The organism is Paenibacillus mendelii (genome assembly GCF_024498075.1).
Classification (GTDB): Bacteria; Bacillota; Bacilli; order Paenibacillales; family Paenibacillaceae; genus Paenibacillus_Z; species Paenibacillus_Z mendelii.
In genome coordinates this window covers 44,260-60,263 of the sequence record NZ_JANHOF010000003.1, presented here as the reverse complement: position 1 = coordinate 60,263, position 16,004 = coordinate 44,260, and the positions used below count along the sequence as shown (strand labels likewise).

Sequence of the window (16,004 nt, the reverse complement as noted above, 5' to 3'; positions counted from 1 at the left end):
AAACCATTGAAGGAGACATTCATGATGACACTTCCAAACTCGATCACCCAGTTTATGAACGAAGCCGATCAGCGCCTTGCACATCGTCCCAAGCTGCAGCAATTGTTCCGAAACTGTTTTCCTAACACACTCGAAACGACAACAAAGCTGCTGGACGATGGAACGACCTTTGTATTCACAGGCGACATTCCAGCCATGTGGCTGCGCGACTCCACCGAACAGGTCCGTCATTATATTCCGTTTGCCAAGAACGACAAGGATCTGCAGCGCATTATCAGCGGGTCGATTGCCCGTCAGATCTTCTACATCAACATCGATCCCTACACCAACGCTTTTAATGAGACCGCTAACGATCGTCATTATCTGGCAACCGATGATTGCGGCTTGAGTCCGTGGATGTGGGAGCGCAAATATGAACTGGACTCCTTATGCTTTCCGGTGCAGCTGCTGTATTCGTACTGGAGGGAAACCGGGCAAACCGACATTTTCACCGATGCTTGCTATCAGGCGCTCACTTCCATTGTGCAGGTGATGATCACCGAGCAGCGTCATGAACAGCGCTCCACATACCATTTTATCCGTCAAACCAAGCAGGAAACCGAAACGCTCCAGAACGAGGGACGCGGACTTCCCGTCAACTATACGGGCATGACCTGGTCCGGCTTCCGTCCGAGCGATGACGCCAACCTGTTCGGGTACAATATTCCGGCCAATATGTTTGCGGTGGTCGTACTTGGACATATTATTGAAATTGCCACGGAGATCTACCAAGATACGCGTCTGGCTGAACGGGCGGACAAGCTGCGCAGGGAAATCGATTATGGCATTCGTGCGTACGGCATCGTCAATCATCCCAAATATGGACAAATCTATGCGTATGAAACGGATGGCTACGGCAATTACTGCCTGATGGATGACGCGGGTACGCCGGGGCTGATCTCGATTCCTTATATCGGTTATGTAGGGGTAGAGGATCCGATTTATCAGAACACGCGCCGTTTTGCGCTGAGCTTTGACAATCCGTTCTACTTCGAGGGCAAGCAGGCCAAGGGGATTGGCAGTCCGCATACGCCGGGCGGCTACGTATGGCATATGGCGCTGTCCATGCAGGCGCTGACTGCTGATAATGATGAGGAAATCAAGGAATTGATCGAAATGTTGATCAATACGGATGCAGATACCGGCTACATGCATGAAGGCTTCCATCCGGATGATCCATCCGACTTCTCCAGAGAGTGGTTCGCCTGGTCCAACAGTTTGTTTGCTACACTGATTTGCAAGGCGATGGATAAGAAGCTCGTTTAGGTGAGATCGAAGGGATAGGAACATAAACCACCGCTGCGCGGGCAGAATGTTCTTACGATCGCTGTTGTTCCCGAATTTCTTTGAATTTCTGCTAGTTGGTTGATACTCGGGAACAAAGGCGACCGCTGGCGCTTCTCCAGAATCATTCTTCCCGCTCCGCTATTCGTATCCTTGATTTCGTTCAATCTATGAACGAGTGGCTGGAACACACATACCGCTGCGCGGGCAGCATGTTCTTACGATCGCTGTTGTTCCCGAATTTCTTTGAATTTTTTACTAATTGGTCGATATTCGGGAACAAAGGCGACCGCTAGCGCTTCTCCAGAATCATTCTTCCCGCTCCGCTCGCAACATCAAACAGGGCTGGCCATCGTATACACGACAACCAGCCCTTTTTTTTATATAAAATCAGCCCAATCTTCCTTGCCGGATTGTTCAGATCATTCATCCATTTGCACATCGCCAACCTTATCAGGTGGTAAATACAAGGTCATCTGCTCCATTCCTGAATAAAACCCAAGATGATGGTACAGCGATTCCGCAGGATTGCCAATGGTCACAAACAGGCGAAGCACCTCATACGCTTGGTTCAACACGGTCAACGCATGCGTGATCAATCTGGAGGCGATTTGTTTGCCGCGGTATTCGGGCAGGACCGCGATATTCGATAGGAGCGGCAGATCCTCCCAGATCGAAATCAAGCAAACTGCCGCCAGCTTGTTATTCCGCTTATCAAATACCAAGCTTGATGCATTCTTTACAATCTCAGCTGTGTTATGTGCAAAATAGTACGACAAATAGGAATGATGCTGGTCGATCGTATTGTCCGCAGGCAAGCCAATTTGGTCTTTGCCTGAATAGGCTTCCAGAAAGAGCCTTGCCATATCTTCTGAATGTTCAGGAGTAGGCGATATAACACGCAATGAAGTGCCCCAATCGGGGGAGGGACAGGCCTCTGTCGGCCGGATCATCACGCGGCGGCTTTCTGACAATACAAAGCCCAGACGCATGAACGCTTCGGATTGATACGGAAGAATCCCATACACTTGAATGGGCTTTTCCATGTCGGAAACAGTGATTAAGTAATTCTTTAGTACGGGCAGTACCTGATGAAGGTCTGTATAAGGCGGTTCTAAGAAGAAGGAGGAGAGCTCATTGGCTTCTATGCAAACACCGCCTATTCGTCGTGTCCGAAATGTAATCCAATAGCAAGGAGCGTCATCTCCGAAGATAGCCAATCGCTTCTCCCAGCTTTGTCTGAAAAATATATTTTCCCGATAGGTGCTGTAATGAATGGCAAAATTCCTTGGATTCGCTCTTATTAATGCATATCCACTCTCCAGGTTAGCTCCCACCGAACGAGCCCCTTTCAATCGATGATTGTACGACTAGTGTAGCAAAAGGTGCCTTCGGCGGCTGGGAAATAATCGATATAGCTATTCTATCCCGCCCATGCGTCGACGAAGAAAGGCAAAGAGCAAGACCCTCCGCAAAGCGGTCTTGCTCCATTAAGAGCTATTTCGTCAGACGGTTCTCGCTATCGGGACGGTTCCTAACTTCTGACAATAGAGCTTATTTCAGTGGTGGTTCCCTCCCTCACCTTGGATGGGATCACCCACTTGGAAATTGGCCCTTCTGTCCGGCGCAGAGTCCCCATTCAAGAAAAACTCCGTTATATCGCCCTGCTTCTGCATATTGTCGGCCCAGTGGAACTGAAGCGCCAGCGGCTTATTGCCGCTCTTCTGCCCAAGCAGCTTGCGCGGCAGCCGAATTTCCAGCTCATTGCCTACATAACGGTAATCTGCCGTGCCCGCATCGGTCCAAGCCCCGTTCTTATACTGGCTGATTCGCGTCTTCTTGTCGCTGATAACGTCTAGATTGACGGCAAAATCATAGCCTTCCCAGCCCGTTTCCTTCGACTGGTCGGTATCGATGAACAGCTGCATCCAATTCGGATCCGTATGAGGCGTAAGCGGGTCCGCTGTTTGGGCATAAAAGAAAACGTCATTGTCGTGGTAGGCAATTCTGCTTTCCACGATATCGTTGCGGCCGGTCGCATTGGTATACTGGGTGGTTGGGTCATACCCCTTCCAGTCGCGATGCAGCGTATCGCCGGCAGGATCCGTGAAGACAGTGCCTACATTCTTCCAATCCTTGAACTTGCCGTCGATGTTGATCTTCTCCTTCTCTCCGGAGCCAGGCTGCGGCGGCGCTTCCATCCCCTTGAACTTCCGGATATAAGAAACCAGCTGATAATAATTGTTGTCGGTATGACCATCCTTCATCGGTTCGATATCGCGGTTGTACTCCTCGTTATAGTCATCGACGAAATAGCTGTCCCCGATGTTCAGCCTCTTACCCAGAAATTCAATGCCAAGCGTGCTTTGATCGATAATGAAACGCTGCGCGACCCATTCATTCCACTGCGTTACCATAACGACCTCCGGATCGACCTCAAGCGCACGATTCCACTGCTCCGCCAGATGGCGGCCTTGCCCGGTATAAGGCGTTAATCTCGTCAGCGGATCGTAGTCGGGCTGCGCCCCATTCTGATAGCTCTGCCCGATGTTGTTCATTGGATGAGAGGCAGCTGCCACCGCAACCTGCTCGGGGACAGACGGATCTTCATGCCATCCATAATCCTGCGGGTACTCGTCGACCCACTGCCAATGGTCGGGCTGGTTCTTCGCGTCGGTCCAAGCCCAGCTATAGCGGAATGTGAAGAAGTCCTTGGCGGTTTGCGACAGTGCCGGATCCGCAATGTTGCCCATAATGAGCGGCTTGCCGTCCCATATGAACCACAAGTCCTTGTAAAGCTCCTTGGAATAAAGCTTGTCGTACAATTCATTAACGACCGCTCCGCTGCTGGAGGAAGTCGTGAATACCAAATACGGCGTTTGTATGCCTTCCTCACGCATCTGCATCGAGACGTCCGCGAGTTGGGCCACTACATCCAGATAGGTGAACGCATTCGTCACGTCAAAATAGATAAAGTCGACGCCTGCATTGGACAGCATGTGCAGGTTTCGCCGGATCACCCACGGATCATCCGCTTGATAATAACCGGCTTCCGGCTCTCCCCAGAAATGGAAGGCATGCATAGGACCATACTGAGGATCGGTTGGATTAGCAGCCAGAATCTTCGTGTTATCATAGATCTGATTTCCGTGCGTGCCATGCCAAATGTAATAGAATACCCCGACATATTTGCCTTCCCGGGTCGGCCCGACCTCCTCATAGGTCGGAAGCTTGCGTCCCAGTGCATCGGTTGCGCTCCAATTCGCATTCGTGATCGGAATTTGCGGCGACCGATCCTGCTTGTGGAACTCGGCCGCTTGCGCCGCGATCGTTTCCGCGGTCAGCGTAGTGTCGTACACACGAAACTCGTCCACACGCCCTTTCATGAAGCTGGAACGGTCCGATTTGCCAATCACACCCTCGGCTTGCGTCCCCAGGCTGCGCGGACTGAGCGTCATCTGATTATTGCTTCCGACTGCCGTGCCATTCAGATACAGCACACCGACATTACCGTCGACAGTGACCGCAACATGAGTCCATTCACCTAATCGGACGGCTGCATTGTTGGCTCGAATGACATCCTGCTGTCCACCAGATTCGATCGTGAAGACAGGACCATCTCCGCTGCCGGTCAGGCTCAGTGATAATTGCCCGCTGCCGCTGGAGAAGCTAAACAGCTTGTCGCCTCCGCTGCCTTTATCATCCAGCCTTACGCCAGCGCTGAATGTATACTTGCCGGCTAGTGATTCGATGATGCCTTGCGGGAGCTGAACGTATTGATTCTTGCCGCTTAGGACAACCGCGCCACCTTTGGCTCCAACGCCAAACGTAGCGCCGCCGATTAATTCGGCATGTAATTTGAACTTCGAAGCATCCTTGGCCGTAGTTCCTCTTCCATCGTTAAACTTATAATACAGACTGAACATACTCATATCGGCGATCTGATCCGCACTGAGCGAATGGCTGTAGAACCGGAATTCGTCCAACTGGCCGTTCAGGTCTTGTCCCAATCGGCTGTCAGCCGCCGCACCGATATCAGACGGACGAAGAACGAATCCGTCGCCGCTGGCTGCCTCCGCCCCGTCCACATATAGCTTCGCTTGCCCGACGGTCATCGTGACCGCGATGTGATTCCAGCGGCCTGGCTCAAGCGCGCCTCCGCTAATCGAGTCGGTCTGGTTTCCGTCTGTCTTGCGCAGCATGAACGCCAGGGCCCCATTCGCGGCGGTCGATAGCTCCATGAAAGAGCCATCCTCCGCTTCAAAGCTGAAGACTTCTGCGCCTTGTTGAAGAGCTGCCGCTGGCTTCACCCAGCCGGTGAATGCGAAATCACCATTGAGCCGCTGCGTCAATCCGTCCGGAATTCGCACATAATCAGACGCGCTTCCATCCAAGGCAATCGCGCTGCCCAATTTGCCCGGTACAAGCTGAGGGGCCGTATCCGCTCCATTATACGTATGGACCGCATCAAGCCCGCTGCCGGAATCGTCGAACATCGTCGCGCCGACGGCCGCATCAAAGCTGTAGCCGGCTGTGTAGTCAGGAGATGGAAAGTCTACCGTTGCCGGATCCGAAACGGCCATCACTTGGTCGATCTGCATGTGCGCCTCATCCCATCTGGAATCAACCAAGTCGAGAGAGGCGCGGTACATCACTTCGATTTTGTCGATGGCGTGCAAATAAGCCCAGCCTGTCATATCAAAATGTATACTGTTCCACTGATCCGGCGTATACACGATCTCTCCGCTGTCCTTGACCTGATCGCCACTATATACGCGAATGCGGACATAATTCTCCTGGCCGCCCAGCCATGCGGTGCCCCAGCTGTTGAAATCTGCAGCAATAATGGGCCGGTAACTCAGGTCGACCGGTTGGTCGAATGTCTTATGGATAGAACGCCATTGATTCGTGTTCAATCCCGGCACGAAGCTGGCATCCAGTGCATACGTTCCGCGGCGGGGCTTGAACGGACCGTTCTTGAACGAATCCACTCTCGTTAGCTCCGCCACGTTCTCCCCGGCTGTCCAGCCCTCCAGATCCTGTTCGAAGCTGGAAATCACAAAGGGCGGTGCGGCTGCTGCCTCAGGTACTTCAGCGGAAGCTTCGACGGCACTGATCCCTTGGTTAGCCGGCAGCATCCATATAACCAAGCTGACGATCATCACATACGTGATCCACTTTCGTTGGTGAACTGCACTCATTAATTACGCCTCCTCGACAATTGATGTGAATATCTGTCCTCATCGTCTGCTCATCGTGATGTCCTTGAAGCAAGTCAACCTCACGGTTACAGATCTACCACCCCATTCCGAGTTTTTATACAGCGCTTACATTCCTGATTTTACCATTATTAACAATTGATAATATATGGTTAATTCGGCTCATTCCCCATCCTTTTCTTGATGGGGGATGAGCTCAAACTGCGGCGTATCATATTAGCCGTTGCGCTTCTGGAAATCAATCATAAATTCAGCAAGTGCCTTGCACCATTGGACCGGAACCGCATTATATGCCGAAGCGCGCAGGCCTCCAACACTGCGGTGACCCGCCAAACCGTCAAATCCGTGGAGCTGCGACTCCTTCACAAAACGTTCCTCCAATTCCGCGTCCATCATCCGCCAAGTCACATTCATCATCGAACGGTACGGCTTTTCGACCATGCCACTGTAGAAGCCGCCGCTGGTATCCATGACCTCATAGATCAGCTTAGCTTTCTCAATATTCCGCTTCTCTAGCTCCTCAACACCTCCCTGCTCCTTCACCCATCGAAGAACTAGATTCATCATATAGATACTATGAACCGATGGTGTATTGTACAGCGAGTCATGCTGAGCATAAGTACCGTATTTGAAAATAGTCGGAATCCGTTCGGCGCATTCCTGCAGAAGCTCCTCATGAATGACCGCGACGGTTACCCCTGCGGGGCCGAGATTTTTTTGGGCGGCTGCATAGAACATCGAAAACTTCGTCAAGTCGATTCTGCGGCTCAAGAGGTCACTCGTCATATCGCCAATGAGCGGTACCGGAGCCGTTGCAGGAAAGTCCTGAAACTGCGAGCCTTCAATCGTATTGTTGGTCGTCATATGAACGTAAGCCGTATCCGTTCCTAACCGGATATCGTTCACGGCAGGAAGCCGGCTCCAGCCGTGTTCCTTCGTACTGGACAGAACGGCTGCAGCGCCAACGGTTTGCGCCTCCAGGTAAGCCTTTTCCGAGAAGCTTCCCGATAGGATATATCGCCCAACCTTCCCAGCCTTCATCAAATTCAAGGGGACCAAGGCGAATTGCGTACTAGCTCCGCCTCCCATGAACAAGATGCGATACCCTGCGGGCAAATTCAGCGTCTCTGCCAGCAGCTGCTGCGTCTCCCCGTTCAGTGTTTCCACCGCTTTACTGCGGTGAGACATCTCCATGATCGACATGCCGTGTTTGCCGTACTCGCTAAATTCTTGTTGTCCCTGAAGGAGCACCTCCAGCGGAAGAGCCGCCGGCCCTGGATTAAAGTTATAGATCCGATTCATCTTCTCCATCCTCCTCGTATCCTTTTGGACAAACAAAAAACGCCCTTCGTCCTATTGGGACGAGGAGCGTTTGCTCGCGGTGCCACCCAACTTGACCGAACGGTGATGAACACCATTCGATCCTCTTGGTTCCGCGGTAACGGGCGGTGCCGGCTGACTTAGGATGCATTCGATATGGAATGCTCTTGACGAAAACGCCTCCGAGTTGGATTCTCTTCATAGGCATGATCCGATATGATACCTGTTGGTTAAATTATAAGCAATTCAAGAATTCCGTCAAGCCTTTTTATTAACGAATCACTACTGCTAGTCATTATTTGTCAAGCATCCGGGAGCGGCTTTCGTCCTTGGAACCCATCATGCCAGCCGTGATAATGGGTGATGCGTTCTTCCCCTTCTTTCCAGCAAATCAGCACATGCTCCCCATTGACGATCGCAGGAAAATCAATTAAGCCCGGATTGACCATCTTCAGGAGCACCCCTTTACGCTCAAAGTTTGCCACCAGAAGATCTGCTTCAACCCGCATAAAGTCCAGCTGACCCTCAGCTTCGAAGAATGGATCCTTCGCATCCTCTGCGCGGCCGTATGACGGCTCGTATTGAGCTTTCGCCTTCTCCAGCTCCAAATAACGTTCTTCAAACTGTTTGGCTAGATTCTGCAGCTGCGCCAGATCAGCCTTCAGCTGTGGAAGCAGCGCATTCGCTTCGCTCAAAGTAAATGTTTTCTTGTCCATGTCGCATCCACTCCTTAATCCAAAGTGTACTAAATTGCGACGTTATTTTCCAATACAGCGCTCTGGGTGCATTCATTCCGGGGATATTCGTTCGCTGAGCAGTCGCTCCAAAATAATCGCTACTCCGTGCTCATCGTTCGAAGCCGTTACCTCGCTTGCGATATCCTTCAATTCTTGAACGGCATTCTGCATCGCAATCGAATAACCGGACATCCGGAACATCTCCATATCATTATAATCATCGCCAAAGACGATGATTTCGTCTGGTTTGATCCCATAATGACCGCATAATTTCATGATGCCCGTGTCCTTCGACACCGATTTATTCATGATCTGAATGAGCTTCCCTTGATCGGTTACAACAATATTCGCTTCCTCACCAAATAACAGCTGCAGATGATCCCACGCGTCGAATTCCGTCAGGAGGATTTTCGTTGCATGATAGGCTTTCAACTGATCGACTGTCGACATAATGGGATGAAATTGAGGATCATAAATCGTAGAGTCGATTATGTCTTGATTGGAATACCACTGGTCCTGCACTTCCAGACTGATGATGCACCGGGGTAAATGCTCCAAGCAGAACTCAATGATTCTCGCTGTTGCCGTCTGAGATATAGGAATATGCTCCTCAATACCCGCCATCGCATCGCATACCCATGCGCCGTTATAGCAGATTAAGGAGGAGAGATTGAGCAGCTCCAGGGGCAGCATCGCTTTGACGGAACGAGGGGGACGAGCTGTCGCAATGATGATTTTCATCCCCGCTCGATGGCCGTTCATAACCGCCTGCAAGTTTCTGCTGGACACTTCTTTATTCGAATTCAACAATGTTCCATCCAGATCCAGCACAATCGCCTGTATATTATGGATCCCTTCACCCCACTTCAATAGCTGCTGGTTCCTTACACTTGAAAGATACTTCTTAAATTGAACAACAGCGTCATGATCAACTTGATAACTCGAGTTCGAGCTCGAGCACAAGCACGGGCCGAGAACGAGAACGAATACGAGCCCGAAGTTAAGCGTTCCCTGGTACTGATGAGCTGGTTCCTCTAAATAACCATCAACCCTATGCTGCCGGCATAAGTCGGCATGAATGCGCCGCGCTGTAACGGTAGAAAGCGGCGTTACAGCGTTTCTTGCGCGGCCAGATACAAGCTGTTACGCCGCTTTTGGGCGTTACAGCAACGGAATGCGCTAGAGCGCATTCGTTTGTGGCACTGTAACGGTAGAAAGCGGCGTTACAGCGTTTCTTGCGCGGCCAAATGCAAGCTGTTACGCCGCTTTTGGGCGTTACAGCAACGGAATGCGCTAGAGCGCATTCGTTTGCCTCGCTGTATAAACCAAAAAGAGGGCAAAGCGCCTGCCCTCTTTTTCTTCTCACGAAACTTATGCGTCCTACTCGCCCGACAAGCTGCTTTCCTTCAAGATGACGTCATGAGCGCCGCCTTCGACCAGACTCGTCGCCGAGACTAGCGTAATGCGCGCATTGCGCTGCATCTCTTCAATGGATTTGGAGCCGCAGTTGCACATCGTGGACTTGATCTTGCCGAGTGTCTTGTCCAGGTTCTCCTGAATGCCGCCCGCATAAGGCACGTAAGAGTCGACACCCTCCTCGAACAACAGGCCGGACTTGCCGCCCGTATCATACCGTTCCCAGTTGCGCGCACGGTTGGAGCCCTCGCCCCAGAATTCCTTCACGAAATTGTTGCCGACCTTCAGCTTGCGCGTTGGGCTCTCGTCGAAGCGGGCAAAGTAACGCCCCATCATCACGAAATCAGCACCCATGGCAAGTGCGAGCGTAATATGGTAATCGTGAACAATCCCGCCGTCCGAACAGATCGGGACATAGATGCCCGTTTCTTTGAGATACTGCTCGCGCGCTTCAGCAACTTCGATAACTGCCGACGCTTGACCGCGCCCAATTCCCTTCTGCTCCCGAGTAATACAGATGGAACCGCCGCCGATGCCGACCTTCACGAAGTCCGCTCCCGCTTCCACCAGATATAAGAATCCTTCACGGTCAACCACGTTGCCCGCGCCGATCTTCACGTCGAAGTTCGCCTTCACATATTCGATCGTCTCACGCTGCCATTCACTGTATCCATCCGAGGAATCGATGACAAGTACATCTACGCCAGCGTTCACGAGCGCCGGTACACGTTCTTTATAGTCCTTGCTGTTAATGCCCGCTCCTACGATATAGCTTTTGTTCGCATCCAGCAGTTCATACGGATATTCCTTGTGAGCGTCATAATCTTTGCGGAAGACGAGATAATCGAGACATTGGTCTTCATTCACAATAGGCAGACAATTGAGCTTGTGTTCCCAGATGAGGTCGTTGGCTTCGGATAGCGTAATGCCCGTTTTACCATATACGAGCGAATCGAAGGGGGTCATGAAGCTGCTGATTTTCTTATCCCGTGCATCGCGGCTGATCCGGTAATCCCGGCTGGCTACGATGCCGAGCAGCTTGCCATTAGCGGTACCATCGTGGGTGATGGCGAAGGTGGAGTGTACGTTCTTTTCTTTCAGGTTCAGGATATCCTGGAGGGTGTGGTCAGGGGTAAGATTAGAGCGGCTGACGACGAAGCCTGCTTTATAGCTTTTGACCTTGCGGACCATATTCACCTGTTCCTCGATCGGCTGGGAGCCGAAGATGAATGAGATGCCCCCGCATCTTGCAAGCGCTACCGCCATCTTATCGTCGGAGACCGACTGCATGACCGCCGAGGAGAACGGGATGTTAAGCGAATAGGCCGGTTTGTCGCCTTTCTTAAACTTAACCAGTGGTGTTTTCAAGCTCACATTCGATGGATTGCAATCCTTAGTCGTTAAATTCGGAATGAGCAAATATTCGCTAAACGTCCTTGATGGTTCGTTGTAATACGTTGCCATGATGCGGGATCCCCCTGCCCTTCATTTGGGTAAATTTTTTCAATTCTATCATCGAATCACTAAGACAGTCAATGGAAATTTAGGGTCGGGGGAAAATAAGCATCCGGTTACCGCTTATACAGCACTTTAAATCTCTAGTTTCCGTTCTATTCGCTGCAGCTCGCCTCGTGGGAAATCATCAGTTTTTTCGTATTTTCTGCATGAACGCATTATCAATCTCCACTCCTGTACAGACTCTTTCAGACGCTGTTCCCCCTCGAAAAAGAAAGCTCTGCTGAAGCGTTCGTTGATTTCCGCTTTCTAAACAAAGCATCAGCTCCGCCGCTATGTTATAATTCACCATATCGAATGGTTGGAGGTCTACCGTATGAAACTTTATGTCGTTCTTTCGTTCAATGAGGACGGGATGGACAATGTGTATGTCGGTGAGGACGAGGAAAAAGCACTCTCGTTGAGCCCCTCTGATTTTGACAATTGCGATGCGCTGTTCGTCGAGATCTGGGAGGATGGCGAGAAAATAGACGATTACCGCCTACAATAACAAGTCCGCACGAGAGTCGTCGACCGTAACGGGATCGGCGGCTTTCTTGTTATGATTACATATTGTAGATTAGAAGGGTGGTTGAAATGATCGTGGCGGTCGATAACAATACGGTTATGGAAGCGGGAAGATGTATCGAATGTGGTGCCAAAGAGATCGATGGGCTATCCTGTTTTGATCTATTTGGTTTCCCCCTTGTTTGGGAGCATAATGATCCCGAATTATACGCCTTGCATTTTTGGCTTGTATCCTGTTACATGATCCAACACCCGTCTAATTATACCGTTGAAGGCTACAAACTCTTGGTTCAATTATTCATTGAGGCCTATGATAACGATTGGAGCATCTCGTACATACTGAAGAAAAATCGGGAAATCACAGCCAACTTAAGCAAAATAACCAATCCGCTTCCCAATAAAGATAGGAAACGTGAACGTAGATGGTGGTCCATGACCATTGAAGACATCTACCTGGGCGGTGAACGCCATGCCATCGATAACATTACGAAATGGAAAGAAAAACTAAGAGGTGAATTAGATCGGGATATCAACTAATATAATAGAGATTTATTCCATCAAGCGGGGAGGATAGCTGCTGCATGAATCCACAAACACAACACACGAAAACGTTGTATATTGTTCGACACTGCCAGGCAGAGGGTCAAGCGGCTGATGCCCCCTTGACAGCTGCCGGATTGCAACAGGCCGATCAGCTCGCTGAATTCCTCCTCGATCGGGATATCCAGCATATCCTCTCGAGCCCCTACGAACGGGCAACGAAATCTATTGAGCCGCTCGCCCGCAAGCTCGGAGTGGATGTCAGATTAGAGGATCGCTTAACGGAACGCGTATTATCCAATCCTAATCATCCGGAGTGGCGTGAAAGACTTCGAAGAACCTATGACGATCTGGATCTTTGCTATGAGGGCGGAGAGTCCAGCCGCACGGCCATGACCCGCGCAATTGCTGTCGTCGATGAAGCATTGAACAGCGCCTACGACAATATCTTGATCGTCTCGCATGGAAACCTGATATCACTTCTGCTGAAATATTATGATCCTCATATCGGATTCCGCGAGTGGGCGGCCTTATCTAATCCGGATGTATACCAGCTCTCCTTTCACCAGGAGTCGCCTGCCATACAGCGATTGTGGACGGGCTGACCTCGCTTCCCATAACGCACAGAAACCCGCCAGCCGTAGCTGCGGGTTCCAAATTTATATCAATAAAAAGGGGGGGTAGTTACATTATACCCTCCTAACATTAGCGGAAGATGAAGACGTTGTTACAGAAGGGTTACATTTTAACGTTGGGATTGTAAATTTTGTTTCGGGGGACGTCATCCAAGTGAATGCAGGGGGCGTTCTCGTTGTTATCCCATGAACAGCCCGCGCAACAAAGTGGTGTGTTGGCAGCTGGTGCACCACGCGTGACAAACTCATGGCTAAAAAGGGGTATTCCCGTAATATACGGAAATACCCCTTCTACTGTCCTGTTCAGCCTTCGAGTAACGCCTGGCCGATGTATTGTCCTTCGAGTAACCCGCCAGGGCATGCGTACATGGCGCTGCCGATATGTTGGGTATATTCGTTGAGTTTGTCCTTGCTCTGCATCATTCTCAGCATAGGGATGAATTGCTCCTGCGGATTGCGCTGGTAGCTCAGGAACAGCAGCCCGGCATCGAGCTGTCCTGTCCGAGGATCAATTGCACCCGTGTAGGAATAAGCCCGGCGATGAATAGCTTGCCTGGATTGTTTGGCAAGAAAGACATGCGAAGTTGGCGGCAGCTCTGATGACTGCACAGGCTCGAATTCCTCCTTGGCCCCGTAAGCCGCCCCGCTTTCCTTGGCCCTGCCAAAGGTATCCTCTTGGGCCTTCAGGGATGTACGATCCCACACCTCAAGCAGCATGCGAATCTTTCGGTAGGCCAGATACGAACCGCCTTTCATCCAAGCCGGCTCTCCGGCATCCGCCCATACGACCTGATTAAACCCTTCTGGGTTCTGATGCTGGAGATTGGCGGTTCCATCCTTGAAGCCGAATAAATTTCGAGGCGTCTTGCCCTCAGGTGCACTAATAAAGCCTTCCTCAATCCAGTTCACCACCGCTTGGCCGGAGGCAAGACGGATCAGGTTGCGCAGCGCATGGAAGGCAACCTGTTGATTGTCCGCACAGATCTGTGCAACAATGTCCCCGGCCTGAAAATCGGCGTCGATATGATCATTAGGCATTCGGGGAATATCCTGCAGATAGAGCGGCTTGCGGGACGCTGCACCGAACCGGTCCTTGCCGTCCTTCATAAAAAAGCCCGCACCGAATCCGTAAGTCATCGTCAGGTTCGAAGCCCCCAGATCTATCGTCTCGCCCGTATCCGACGGGGGAAGCTGCTCATTGCCACTGCTCTGCCTGTATCCGCCAGCCACGCTAAGATCGCTGAAACGTGTCCATTCCTTAAGCATGGAGATAAGATCGGATCTGGATTTGGAAATGATCCTGAAGCTAGCTAGATACATATAGGTTTGCTGGGGAGTAACAATACCTGCTTGATGAGTGCCGTAAAATGCCACCTGACTGGCCGGTGAGACTTCCGCTGAAGCCGTCTTCTGGTTGAGTGCCGACATGACCGTGCCCACGCCTCCACCTCCGAGGGCAAACGCGGCTCCGGCTACCGCCGACATCTTGAGAAAATCTCGCCGAGACACCTGGGATTGTTTTTCCTTCATGGTCGTACCCCGTTCCTCTCTGTACCTTGTGGACTTACAAAATCGCTGCTGTTTGGGTCATCAGTTCGGAAAGCTGGCTCAGCTTGTCGCTGATCTCACGAATCTGTTCCGTAGTGAGCTGATCGTATGTGATGAATTCACCACTTTTCTGGTACGTCAGCAGCATGGACTCCATGTCTTGGAACTGTTTATCCAGCTTGGTAGCCAGATCCGGGTTATGCTCGTTAAGCGCCGGGATGATGGCCAAGTACACCGTTTTGGAGCCATTGATGTTTGCTGCCAAGTCAACCAAGTCCGTTCTGGAGAACACTTCTTCTTCACCAGTGATTTTGGATGTAGCGGCTTCATTGATGAGCTCAATCGCACCGGCTACCATCGTTTTGGCATCGAGCTTGATGGATTGGACCTTGCTTGCTAACTCCTCGGTATCCTTCACCAGCTGGTCGGAATATACATTCATTCCCTCAAGCGACTTATCCAACCACAGAGCTTTTTCGATGCGGTGGTACCCCGTCCATGTGGTCTCGTCCTCCACATCGGCCAAACGCGCATCAATGCGTGGATCGAGATCACCGAAGCTCTCCGCCACCGGCTCGATCGTTTCGAAGTAGACACGGGCTTTCGTGTATTCCTTCTTCGCTTCCTCAACGTTGCCGGCATTAACCGCAGCTGTGAACAACTTGGTCTCTTCCGCAAACTTGGAGGCCTGCTCCTTCACGAACGCTTCATAATTCGCAACAGCCTTGTTCAGCAGTTCCGATGAACTGCCGCTCGAAGGCTTAGCCTGCTCTAATGCCTCCAGCGCTGCCATCAGATTCTGCGCTGTGGTTGTGAGTGAAGCAAAATCCACCTTGTCATAAGCAGATGCAGAGTAAATCGGCATTTCGTACTTTTCTACCTCTGTATACTCGAGGGGAAAAATTTTGCGCACAGTATTTTCAAATGAAAGCCAGACATCGTTGATCGATTTGCTCTGCTTCTTCACTTCGTCCGTATCCTGCTTGGTCAAGGCTGCTTGCAGCTTCACCGTTTCTTCTTTCATCTTGGCTGTGCCGTCCAAGATGGCCTGATCTCCACCTTGTCCGCTGTCATTCTGGTCTGTCGCCGGCTGTTGGACTCCCGGAGTATTTTGGGCTGCTTGGCCCGGATCGTTGTTATTGCCAGAACAAGCGGAGAGCAGCAGAACGCCGCCAAGAGATAAAGCTGTCAAGACTTGAGTACGTTTAAACATGTCGAATAAGAACCCCCTAATATCTGATCAT

General features: G+C 51.1%; 12 protein-coding genes. 4 read left to right on the top strand and 8 right to left on the bottom strand.

The genetic code is table 11. From position 1 onward, the window contains the following. The first annotated feature begins 24 nt into the window (after window positions 1-24). Window positions 25-1,305, top strand: a complete 1,281-nt coding sequence (locus NNL21_RS11185; protein ID WP_204820927.1) for a glycoside hydrolase family 125 protein — start codon at window positions 25-27, stop codon at window positions 1,303-1,305. A gap of 440 nt (window positions 1,306-1,745) precedes the next feature. On the opposite strand, the gene NNL21_RS36485 is transcribed toward NNL21_RS11185, so the two are convergent. From NNL21_RS36485 to NNL21_RS11155, 6 genes are all read right to left on the bottom strand, one after another. Further along, the gene (locus NNL21_RS36485; protein ID WP_204820857.1) at window positions 1,746-2,660 is read right to left on the bottom strand and encodes a GNAT family N-acetyltransferase; all 915 of its coding nucleotides are present in this window, start codon (window positions 2,658-2,660) and stop codon (window positions 1,746-1,748) included. A gap of 222 nt (window positions 2,661-2,882) precedes the next feature. Continuing rightward, window positions 2,883-6,524 carry a LamG-like jellyroll fold domain-containing protein gene (locus NNL21_RS11175; protein WP_204820856.1) on the bottom strand — a complete coding sequence of 1,214 codons (3,642 nt, stop codon included), beginning with the start codon at window positions 6,522-6,524 and terminating at the stop codon, window positions 2,883-2,885. A gap of 234 nt (window positions 6,525-6,758) precedes the next feature. After that, the gene (gene serC, locus NNL21_RS11170; protein ID WP_204820855.1) at window positions 6,759-7,853 is read right to left on the bottom strand and encodes a 3-phosphoserine/phosphohydroxythreonine transaminase; all 1,095 of its coding nucleotides are present in this window, start codon (window positions 7,851-7,853) and stop codon (window positions 6,759-6,761) included. A 311-nt stretch (window positions 7,854-8,164) separates the two neighbouring features. Continuing rightward, a complete protein-coding gene (locus tag NNL21_RS11165; RefSeq protein WP_204820854.1) occupies window positions 8,165-8,578 on the bottom strand; it encodes a DUF2203 domain-containing protein in 414 nt (137 codons plus the stop codon). Window positions 8,579-8,650: 72 nt separating this feature from the next. Next, window positions 8,651-9,469, bottom strand: coding sequence for a Cof-type HAD-IIB family hydrolase (locus NNL21_RS11160; protein WP_204820853.1), 819 nt, complete (start codon window positions 9,467-9,469; stop codon window positions 8,651-8,653). Between the two features lie 510 nt (window positions 9,470-9,979). Further along, complete coding sequence (locus tag NNL21_RS11155; protein ID WP_204820852.1) at window positions 9,980-11,479, bottom strand: IMP dehydrogenase; 1,500 nt, start codon at window positions 11,477-11,479, stop codon at window positions 9,980-9,982. A gap of 367 nt (window positions 11,480-11,846) precedes the next feature. Between NNL21_RS11155 and NNL21_RS11150 the strand changes: the two genes are divergently transcribed. The 3 genes from NNL21_RS11150 to NNL21_RS11140 all read left to right on the top strand — a co-directional run bounded on the left by NNL21_RS11150 (window position 11,847) and on the right by NNL21_RS11140 (window position 13,182). Continuing rightward, the gene (locus tag NNL21_RS11150; RefSeq protein WP_204820851.1) at window positions 11,847-12,020 is read left to right on the top strand and encodes a hypothetical protein; all 174 of its coding nucleotides are present in this window, start codon (window positions 11,847-11,849) and stop codon (window positions 12,018-12,020) included. Between the two features lie 86 nt (window positions 12,021-12,106). Beyond that, window positions 12,107-12,574 (top strand): DUF5946 family protein, encoded by a 468-nt coding sequence (locus tag NNL21_RS11145; protein ID WP_204820850.1) that lies wholly within the window; start codon window positions 12,107-12,109, stop codon window positions 12,572-12,574. 44 nt (window positions 12,575-12,618) lie between these two features. Continuing rightward, window positions 12,619-13,182 carry a histidine phosphatase family protein gene (locus tag NNL21_RS11140; RefSeq protein ID WP_204820849.1) on the top strand — a complete coding sequence of 188 codons (564 nt, stop codon included), beginning with the start codon at window positions 12,619-12,621 and terminating at the stop codon, window positions 13,180-13,182. 333 nt (window positions 13,183-13,515) lie between these two features. Here the strand turns inward: NNL21_RS11140 and efeB are convergent, their stop codons facing one another. Then, window positions 13,516-14,742 carry an iron uptake transporter deferrochelatase/peroxidase subunit gene (efeB, locus tag NNL21_RS11135; protein ID WP_204820848.1) on the bottom strand — a complete coding sequence of 409 codons (1,227 nt, stop codon included), beginning with the start codon at window positions 14,740-14,742 and terminating at the stop codon, window positions 13,516-13,518. A 34-nt stretch (window positions 14,743-14,776) separates the two neighbouring features. Further along, complete coding sequence (gene efeO, locus NNL21_RS11130; RefSeq protein WP_204820847.1) at window positions 14,777-15,973, bottom strand: iron uptake system protein EfeO; 1,197 nt, start codon at window positions 15,971-15,973, stop codon at window positions 14,777-14,779. Between the last annotated feature and the right edge of the window lie 31 nt (window positions 15,974-16,004).

Bases quoted from the DNA above. Each gene is read 5' to 3' on its own strand.
- NNL21_RS11145 (WP_204820850.1), top strand. From the start codon at position 12,107: ATGATCGTGGCGGTCGATAACAATACGGTTATGGAAGCGGGAAGATGT.
- NNL21_RS11175 (WP_204820856.1), bottom strand. From the start codon at position 6,524: ATGAGTGCAGTTCACCAACGAAAGTGGATCACGTATGTGATGATCGTC.
- NNL21_RS11185 (WP_204820927.1), top strand. From the start codon at position 25: ATGACACTTCCAAACTCGATCACCCAGTTTATGAACGAAGCCGATCAG.
- NNL21_RS11150 (WP_204820851.1), top strand. From the start codon at position 11,847: ATGAAACTTTATGTCGTTCTTTCGTTCAATGAGGACGGGATGGACAAT.
- efeO (WP_204820847.1), bottom strand. From the start codon at position 15,973: ATGTTTAAACGTACTCAAGTCTTGACAGCTTTATCTCTTGGCGGCGTT.
- NNL21_RS11140 (WP_204820849.1), top strand. From the start codon at position 12,619: ATGAATCCACAAACACAACACACGAAAACGTTGTATATTGTTCGACAC.
- NNL21_RS11165 (WP_204820854.1), bottom strand. From the start codon at position 8,578: ATGGACAAGAAAACATTTACTTTGAGCGAAGCGAATGCGCTGCTTCCA.
- efeB (WP_204820848.1), bottom strand. From the start codon at position 14,742: ATGAAGGAAAAACAATCCCAGGTGTCTCGGCGAGATTTTCTCAAGATG.
- serC (WP_204820855.1), bottom strand. From the start codon at position 7,853: ATGGAGAAGATGAATCGGATCTATAACTTTAATCCAGGGCCGGCGGCT.
- NNL21_RS11155 (WP_204820852.1), bottom strand. From the start codon at position 11,479: ATGGCAACGTATTACAACGAACCATCAAGGACGTTTAGCGAATATTTG.